This window comes from Desulfosarcina sp. (assembly GCF_033791525.1).
In the GTDB taxonomy this organism is placed as follows: domain Bacteria; phylum Desulfobacterota; class Desulfobacteria; order Desulfobacterales; family Desulfosarcinaceae; genus Desulfosarcina.
This window is the reverse complement of record NZ_JASJGN010000413.1, coordinates 1-4,734: the sequence shown is the minus strand read 5'-3', so window position 1 is coordinate 4,734 and position 4,734 is coordinate 1. Positions and strand designations below refer to the sequence as shown.

Here is a 4,734-nt window from a genome sequence, read left to right as displayed (position 1 = left end):
CATGATACAATCTTCTATTTCCGCCGGTCCGATACGGTAGCCGGAACTGGTGATCAGATCGTCCTTGCGGCCCACGAACCAGAGGTATCCGTCGTCGTCCATGCGGGCCAGGTCCCCGGTGAGGCTCCAGTAGTTGACAATTTTTTTTCGGGTGGCATCCGGATTCTTCCAGTACTCGAGAAACATCACCGGGTCGGGGCTGCGCACGGCAATTTCACCCACTGTGCCCGCCGGCAGCGGATGACCGTCCTCATCCACAACCGCCACCGTGTGTCCGGGTATAGCCCGACCCATGGACCCGGGTCGAATGGGCATCACCTCGGAACAATTGCCCACCACCAGGTTGCATTCGGTCTGACCGTAAAACTCGTTGATGGTCACGCCCATGACACGTCGGCCCCACTCCAGCAGCCCTTCCCCCAGTGTCTCGCCCCCGCTGCCGATGGTTCTCATTTTAAACTCGTGGCGCTCGGACGGGTCCGGCACCTGGCGCATGAGCTTTAATGCAGTGGGCGGCATGAAGGCGTTGCGAATGCGGTGTTTGGCCAGCAGGTGGAAGGCCTCCTCCGGATCGAACTTTCTGGCACGGTGTGCAACGACGGGAATGCCGTGGTGCCAGCTTGGGAAAAGTACATCGATGAGCCCCCCGATCCAGGCCCAGTCTGCCGGCGTCCAGAACCGGTCGTTCTCGCGGGGAAAAAAGTTGTGCGGAAATTCAACGCCGGGCAGGTGGCCGAGAAGTACCCGGTGAGCATGCAGCGCCCCCTTGGGCGGACCGGTGGTCCCCGAGGTGTAGATGATCAGGGCCGGGTCGTCGGCCCGGGTCTGCACCGGTGTGAAGGCATCGCTGCCCCGTGACAGCAGATCCCCAAAGACCGCAACGCCTTCGGGTGCATCCCCGTCGGTGACGATGATAACCCGCAGCTGTGGCAGGGTGTCGCGGATGGAAAGTATTTTGGGCAGGTTGGCCGCATCGGTGATCACCCCGCTGGCCTGGCTGTTTTCCAGGCGATAGGCCAGGGCATCGGTTCCGAAAAGGGTGAACAGCGGGATGGCGATGGCCCCGAGCTTGTAAATGCCGATGTGGCTGATGGCGGTCTCAGGCCGCTGGGGCAAAAGGATGCCCACACGGTCACCGATCCCGATGCCCATGGCCTTCAGGCCGTTGGCCAGTCGGTTGGAACGCCGCTTCAAATCGAGGAAGGTATATCGCCGTGTCCGCCCCGTATCGTCTTCATAAATCAGGGCCAGTCGGTCGCGCTGACCAGCCCACTTGTCGCAGATGTCCACACCGATATTGTAATGGTCCGGGATCTCCCATCGGAAGGTTTCGCACAGGGTGCGGTAATCCTTGGCCGGTTTCAGCATCGTGTTTCCTCCGTTGTTGTCTGTTTCGCTCCCTTCACATGCAGAAAGGCGGTCTATTATTTATAAATGCGCCTGCCGTGATCGCCAGAGCACAATCCGGCTCGACAACCGTGGAAATCCGCTGACCAGGGCCACGAACAAGGTGGCGGCATAGGGCAGGGACTGGACCACCAGCACGATCACCCACAGGTTCATGTCCAGGGTATCCATTTTCTGCATCAATCCGATGGCGGCGGCGGCGCTGAGCATGGCGCCAAAAAGGAGTATCTCCTCCAGCGAAGAAGCCAGGGCTTGTACCAGCGCAGAGGCCCCGGCCATCTTGGGGGTACGGAAAAACGGCTTGTCGCGGGTGATAAGCCCCGAGATCACGGCCTTGGCGATGGTGTGTGAAAGGGCCAGACCGGCCGCGGATGCCGCCAGGGTCTGTGACAGGGTGGCATCCACGCGCGTTCGATAAAGGTAGAACAATTTGCTGATCTTGAAAGCAAACAGGGACAGCGGCAGAATCGAGAAGACCACCAGGGGCGGATCCACGTGCAGGGGATCGATGATCATGGCCAGCGACCACATCAAGGCGGCCAGGTTGAAAAACAGATTGACCCCATCGGCCAGCCAGGGCAGCCAGCCGGCGAAAAAATGATAACGCTGTCCATTGCGCAGGCGGCTCTCTTTTCTGCCTGTCAGAAACGGCAGGTGCCGTCGCAGGATCTGCATGGCGCCGTAAGCCCAGCGAAATCGCTGCTTCTTGTAATCGAGGAAGGTGTCGGGCATCAGTCCGCGGCCGTATGATCTGGAGATATAGGCCGCCTCGTAGCCCTTCTCGAAGACCCGCAGCCCCAGTTCGGCATCTTCGGTGATGGACCATTCGCTCCACCCGTCGATGCTCTCCAGAACCGACCGGCGGACCAGCGTCATGGTCCCGTGCTGGATGATGGCGTTGCGCTCGTTGCGGGTGACCATGCCGATAAAAAAGAACCCGCGGTACTCGACATAACACATGGCTTTGAAGGCATTTTCATCACCATCCCGGTAATCCTGGGGAGCCTGGACAATCCCCATCTGAGGATCCGTAAACTGGGGGACCAGTTCACGCAGCCACCTGGGATCCACCCGGTAGTCGCTGTCGATCACGGCGATGATCTGCGCCGCCGGGTCCGTGTGGGCGAGGGCAAAATTCAATGCCCCGGCCTTGAAACCGGCCAGCGGCGCCACATGAAAGAAGCGGAATCGTGACCCCAGGTTCTTGCAACGGGCCTCCACCGGCGCCCAGACATTCGGGTCCTGCGTGTTGTTGTCCACCACCAGAACCTCGAAGCGGGGGTAGTCCAGGGCTGCCAGCGCATCCAGGGTATCCATGACCATGGCCGGCGGCTCGTTGTAGGCCGGCAGGTGAATGGAAACCAGCGGCAGCTGGTCATCGTCGACGACAATAGGGTTGAAGGGCCGTCGCAGGCGGATGATCCAGCGCGCCTCGGCCCATTCGTGGGCTTCGGTGAGCAGCACCACGATGACTCCGATCATCCCGCCGATCATGACCAGTCCGACAATAACGGTGCCCACCGTCAGATACTGATGGATATAGTCATAGACGACCCATACCGCCCCCGAAGCGGCGGAAAAGACCAGCACGGCCAGAAAACCCCGCCCCCGGTTGCCAAGGGTCTGACTGTCGATGAGCAGGATGGCGAAGGTAATGATGGCAATGAGCACGGAGACCCCGGCCAGCATGTACCAGTTGGCGATGGGAACGATGGGCTGGGTGAAGGAGAATTTTTCCTGGCGTGCCAGATTGTAAACACCCCAGTACGCGCCCACCGCCCCTTCGGAGTCCCGTTTCCACGGCTGGTCGAAGGCTTCCATGAGATAATAAATATAGTTTTCCTGCTCGGCCCGCTCCAGAAACCGTCTGAGAAAGATCGCCTGGTTGGCCGGCGAGGCGACGGCCGCCTGCCGCGTGCGGCCGTTGCTGGGCCAGCCGACTTCGGCGATGACGATGGGCTTATCGGGGAAAAGGGTTTTGAGCAGGTTGATCTTGTCCACCACGTAGTCAACGGCAACGTCGATGTGAACCCCCTCCCAATAGGGCAGCATGTGAACCGCCAGAAAATCCACGTGCTCGGCCAGTTCATGGTGCTTGACCCAGACATGCCAGGGTTCGGCCGTGCTGACGGGTATCTCTAATTCCTGTCTCGCCTGGTCCAGGTAGTCGACGAGCTGCTCCATGGGGAGGTCGCCGCGCAGCAGCACCTCGTTGCCCACCACGGCCCGCACAATGTTGGTGCTTTTGACGGTGGTTTCCAAAAAGCGCTGCATATCGGCCTGGTTCCGTTCCACATCGGCATCGATCCAGACCCCGAAAGCCACGTTGATGTCGTGCTTTCGGGCCAACTCGGGTATTTTTACCAGCACGTCCTCGACCGAGTAGGTTCGAATGGCATGGGTTTTTCCCTGCAGCAGCGCCAGATCACCGTCGATCTGACTTTCAGACGGGTAGATCCGCGCGAGGGGATCCTGGCCGGATTGAAAGGGTGAAAATGAGAACCCTTGAATACGATCCGGCCAGGGCGGTTCTTCGTCCGGACGATTGGCCAGCGCCCACAGACTGACGGCCATGATCGCAATCGCCACTGCAATAACCATGCTGGACATTTTCATATTGAATCCACTCGATCGATCCCGGTTCAACAAAGCCTTCCCCGGCCCTTCAAGGCTGAATCCGAATCTCAAAAATCGTCAAGATAGTCGCTTTCATGCAATCGCAACTTTTAAAAAATCCAGACCCGGCAGATCAGTTTGCGTATTACTGGATTAGCCTTGGCTAAATAGTCTTTTCCGATCCCACTTAACAACAAAAAAATCGATTTCACCTCACATGAAAACCCTGACATCCGATGAGGTAAGGATTGCCAGTGATGCAAGCCCCTCAAGTCCTCGGAAGGATGGACGATATAACCATTTAAGGATGCCATATTTTATTAACGGCGGTTGGTCCAACTGACTTCGAGGATCGTCAATGATGATCTTAAAGCGCTTCATCCTGGAAAGAAACCGTATTCTTGTCATCCTGGTCGTGGTGACCCTCTCTTCATACGTATATAGCGCCCTTTGCCTTGGTTCAGGACTGGAATCGATGGATGCGCCCTCGCTGGAACCCGCTGCCGAAAGGGGTGTAAAGGTCACTTTCGATTTCACGGCACCCGTTCCTGTATCGATCATACGCCAGGATAAAGGCTACCTGCTGTACCGTGGCAGGCAGCCTTATTTCATAAAGGGCATCGGCGGGCGAAGCCATCTATCCATTGCCGCCGAGGCAGGCGCCAATTCGATCCGTACATGGGGGTCACACGATGCCGGCAGCCTGCTGGA

Annotated in this window: 3 protein-coding genes; 1 reads left to right on the top strand and 2 read right to left on the bottom strand. The window is 58.4% G+C overall.

The window, feature by feature from the left end; all coding sequences use genetic code 11:
• On the bottom strand, positions 1-1,368 hold a 1,368-nt coding region (locus QNK41_RS20060), incomplete at its 3' end, for an AMP-binding protein (protein WP_319260714.1).
• Between the two features lie 60 nt (positions 1,369-1,428).
• The gene (locus QNK41_RS20055; protein ID WP_319260712.1) at positions 1,429-4,023 is read right to left on the bottom strand and encodes a glycosyltransferase; all 2,595 of its coding nucleotides are present in this window, start codon (positions 4,021-4,023) and stop codon (positions 1,429-1,431) included.
• A 358-nt stretch (positions 4,024-4,381) separates the two neighbouring features.
• Between QNK41_RS20055 and QNK41_RS20050 the strand changes: the two genes are divergently transcribed.
• A partial coding sequence (locus tag QNK41_RS20050) for a hypothetical protein (RefSeq protein ID WP_319260709.1) occupies positions 4,382-4,734 on the top strand: 353 nt, incomplete at its 3' end.

Coding starts and splice junctions, on each gene's coding strand:
- QNK41_RS20055 (WP_319260712.1), bottom strand. CDS start 4,023: ATGAAAATGTCCAGCATGGTTATTGCAGTGGCGATTGCGATCATGGCC.